The following is a 3426-nucleotide window of genomic DNA, read 5'->3' as shown; positions in this document are numbered from 1 at the left end:
CAGCAGGTCGGCGGTCAGGCGCTGCTCGGGCAGGGGCAGGCCGGCGCTCAGGCTGCCGCGGCTGACTGAGCAGCCGTGCAGCCGGCAGAGGATCAACAGGCCGTCGAGCAGCGGATCGTCGTGGCTGAGCCGCGGATCGCTGGCAGGCCCTGGCCGTTCCATGGTGGTCAAGTTCTACTACTCCCAAGCCGGGACTACTTCATTTCCGGCAAGCGCGCCTCGCTCTTCACCTCGGTGAGGGCTACAGCTTCTGCCGGGACTACGACCTGTTGCTGACGCAGCAGATCACCCATTGCGGCAATCACCCGGTACATCGAGAACTCCTCTGCGAAGCGCACCTCGCTGTAGCGGCGGTTGGCGGTGAACAGTTCGTTCTCGCTGTCGAGCAGGTCGAGCAGGGTGCGTTGGCCCAGGCTGAACTGCTGCTGGTAGGCCTCGCGCACCCGCGCCGTGTAGTCCGCGTAGTCGCGGGCCTTGGGCGTTTGCAGGCGGGCGTTTTCCATGGCGTTCCAGGCCAGCGAGAGGTTCTCGTTGAGCACCCGCAGGGCGTTGTTGCGAATGTCCATGGACTCGTTGATCTGGTGCGCGGCCCCCTGCAGGCGGGCCTTGTCGCGCATGCCGTTGAACAGGTTGTAGTTCATCACCACGGCGGCACGCCAGCCCTTATTGTGGCCCTCGTCGCCCTGGATGTTGTCGCCGGCGTTGGTCGCCAGCTCCAGGTCGAGACGCGGGTAGAAGGGCGCCTTGGCCACTTCGTACTGCTTCTCGGCCGCCTGCACGTCGGCCTGCGCCGACTTCAGGAAGGGGTTGTTGTCCATCACCGTCTGCCGCGCGGCCAGCAGGTCGGCCGGCATGTTGCCGCGGATGGTGGCGGGCGATTCGAGCTGATCGGGTAGGCGGCCGACGGCGCTGAAGAAGTTGGCCTCGGCGTCGGCCAGGTTGACCTGTTCGGTATAGAGGTTGTTCTGCGCCAGTGCCAGGCGGGCCTCCGACTGATCGAGGTCGGCGGTGCTACCGACGCCCTGCTGGCTGCGCAGGCCGATCTGGTCGTGGATGCGCTGGTGGGCCTGCAGGTTGTTGCGGGCCAGCTCGACCATCTCGCGGCGCATCAGCACGTCCAGGTATACCTCCACCGTGCGCAGGGCCAGGCTCTCGGACGTGCCGAGCAGGCGATAGGCGCGGGAGTTGACCACCGACTCGGTGCGAGCCACCTCGTTGGGGGTGTTGAAGCCGTCGAACAGCATCTGCCGCAGACGCAGTTCGGCATCGTTGTAAGTCAGGGTTTCCTTGTTGTGGTCGCCCAGCGCGCGGGTGGTGGGACTGTCGGTCTGCTCGCGACCGTAGCCGACCAGCAGGTCGACGGTTGGCAAGTAGCCGCCCTTGGCGATCTTCACATCCTCATCCGACGAAAGGCGATTGTTGGCGGCGGCATGAATCTCCGGATGGCTATCCAGGGTGCTCTGGATCGCTTCCGTCAGGTTCATGGCTTGCGCTTGGCTGCAGATGGCCGCCAATAGCATGGCACTCCACAGGGGGTTGAAGGTGCGCATGGGCATTTCTCCTTGCTGGTGTTCTTATCCTGTCGCCAGAAAAATGGCTTTTTTGCCTGTAAAACCGTTTCAGGCTTGTAACATCACAGCTAAGAACAACTTTTGGAGAGGATAAGAAGATTTTTTCACAAGGCTTATGAGGAAAAATTCTTATGAATTCCGTGAAAAGCAGCACATTGTTTGGCTCCAGAAGCCGCGTTCTTCGCGCCTTGCTATGGCGTACGCGACTAAAACAGGCAGTCAAGCACCCAAGGGCGGGGATTCATCTGGTGGAGTAGTTCGACGCAGGTTGTAGTGACATTTTTTTGTCGCTAGCGTTTCTGGGATTTTGCGCCGTTCAATTTCAATCAGCTGTTTTTTCTCTCCTCACGTTCGAAAAGGTGGCCTGGCTCTTTTGGCAATACGTGCCGGCGGTGGTCGGCAGCTGTAGTGAGGATGGAATCATGGCCACTCTAATCGGTGTCGTCAGTCAGGTCGTCGGTGAAGTGTTTGCGGTAGCGAGCGATGGTTCGCGCCGGCTGCTAAGCGAGGGCGACCGGGTCTATGCGGGCGAGCAACTGGTGACCGGCGCCACCGGTGCTATCGCGGTAACCCTGAGCAACGGCCAGCAACTGACCCTGGGGCGCGACAGTAGTTTGTCACTCAATGAGCAGATGCTTGCCGGCAGTTCCCCCTCACAGACCCCCGCGGCAGATACGCCGCCCGTTCCCAGCGACAGTGACCTGACCGACGTCGAGCAACTGCAGGCGGCGATCGAGGCCGGCGTCGACCCGACCCTCGAAGGCGAAGCCACCGCAGCCGGCCCGGGGGCCGGCGGTGGCGGTGCAGGCGGCGTCGGTGGTGGTCACTCCTTCGTGCTGCTCGGCGAAGTCGGCGGCGCGCTCGATCCGGTGATCGGTTTCCCGACGGCCGGATTCTCGGGCGGTCCCGAATTTCCCGATCCTGAGCCTGAGGTGCGTGCGGATCTCGAGCCGACTCCGGAGACGCCCAATTTCATTCCCGACATCGATGTCGAATACCAGAACTTCGTTGGCGAGGTGACCGCCGGCCCGGCGCTGGTCGACGAAGCCGCCCTGGCCGGCGGCAGCAATCCATCCAGCCCGGCCGAGCAAGCCTCGGGGCGTCTGGTCATCAACTCGCCGGATGGAATCTCCTCCGTGCAGATTCAGGACGTGAACGGCAACTGGATCGATGTCACCAATGGCGGTGAGGTACAGGGCAAGTACGGCATTTTGACCATCGACGCGGCGGGCAACTGGGTCTACACCCTGACCGGCAACACCCTGGATCATGACAATCCCAACGGTACCGGTAGCGCCGACCAGGTAGGTGAGAGTTTCCTGGTGCGGATGTTCGACCTCGATGGCGATGTTTCGCCGACCGTGTCGCTGGACGTGTTGGTCAGCGATGACTCTCCCAGCGTCAGCCTGGCTGATCGCGAGTTGAATGCATTGGTGGTCGATGAGAGCGACCTGTCGGTGAACGATCAGGGCAGTTTTGCCTCCGCCTTCGAGTTCAATCTCGGTGCGGACGGTGGGGTGGTGGCCTTCAGCTTGAATGTCCTGAGGCTGGACAGCGGGTTGATCGACACGTTGACCGGGCAGGGAGTTGAGCTTCACCTGAACGGTAATGTCGTGGAAGGCTGGGTGGGTGGCGATGCCGGTATGGTCGCTTTCCGCATCTCGGTTGCCGATGACGGCAACGTGACTTGGGATCAACTGCGGGCTCTGCGTCATGACGATCCGAATGACACGAATGAAGCTGTCACCTTGGCGGGTGGATTGATTCAGCTGGTCGCTACCGCGACAGATGGGGATGGTGATTCAGCCTCTGCCTCCCTTGATCTGGGGGGGCTCCTGATTGCTCGCGACGACGG

The 3426-nt window shown here is 62.1% G+C and carries 2 protein-coding genes; one reads left to right on the top strand and one right to left on the bottom strand.

Going from position 1 to position 3426, the window contains the following annotated elements; translation table 11 throughout:
• Nucleotides 1-194 precede the first annotated feature (194 nt).
• Nucleotides 195-1550, bottom strand: a complete 1356-nt coding sequence (locus N878_RS15420; protein ID WP_021444516.1) for a TolC family outer membrane protein — start codon at nt 1548-1550, stop codon at nt 195-197.
• A 443-nt stretch (nt 1551-1993) separates the two neighbouring features.
• Here N878_RS15420 and N878_RS15415 point away from each other — a divergent pair.
• On the top strand, nt 1994-3426 hold a 1433-nt coding region (locus N878_RS15415), incomplete at its 3' end, for a retention module-containing protein (protein ID WP_031303254.1).

Source organism: Pseudomonas sp. EGD-AK9 (assembly GCF_000465935.2).
Taxonomy (GTDB): Bacteria; Pseudomonadota; Gammaproteobacteria; order Pseudomonadales; family Pseudomonadaceae; genus Aquipseudomonas.
This window is presented reverse-complemented; position numbering and strand designations above follow the sequence as displayed.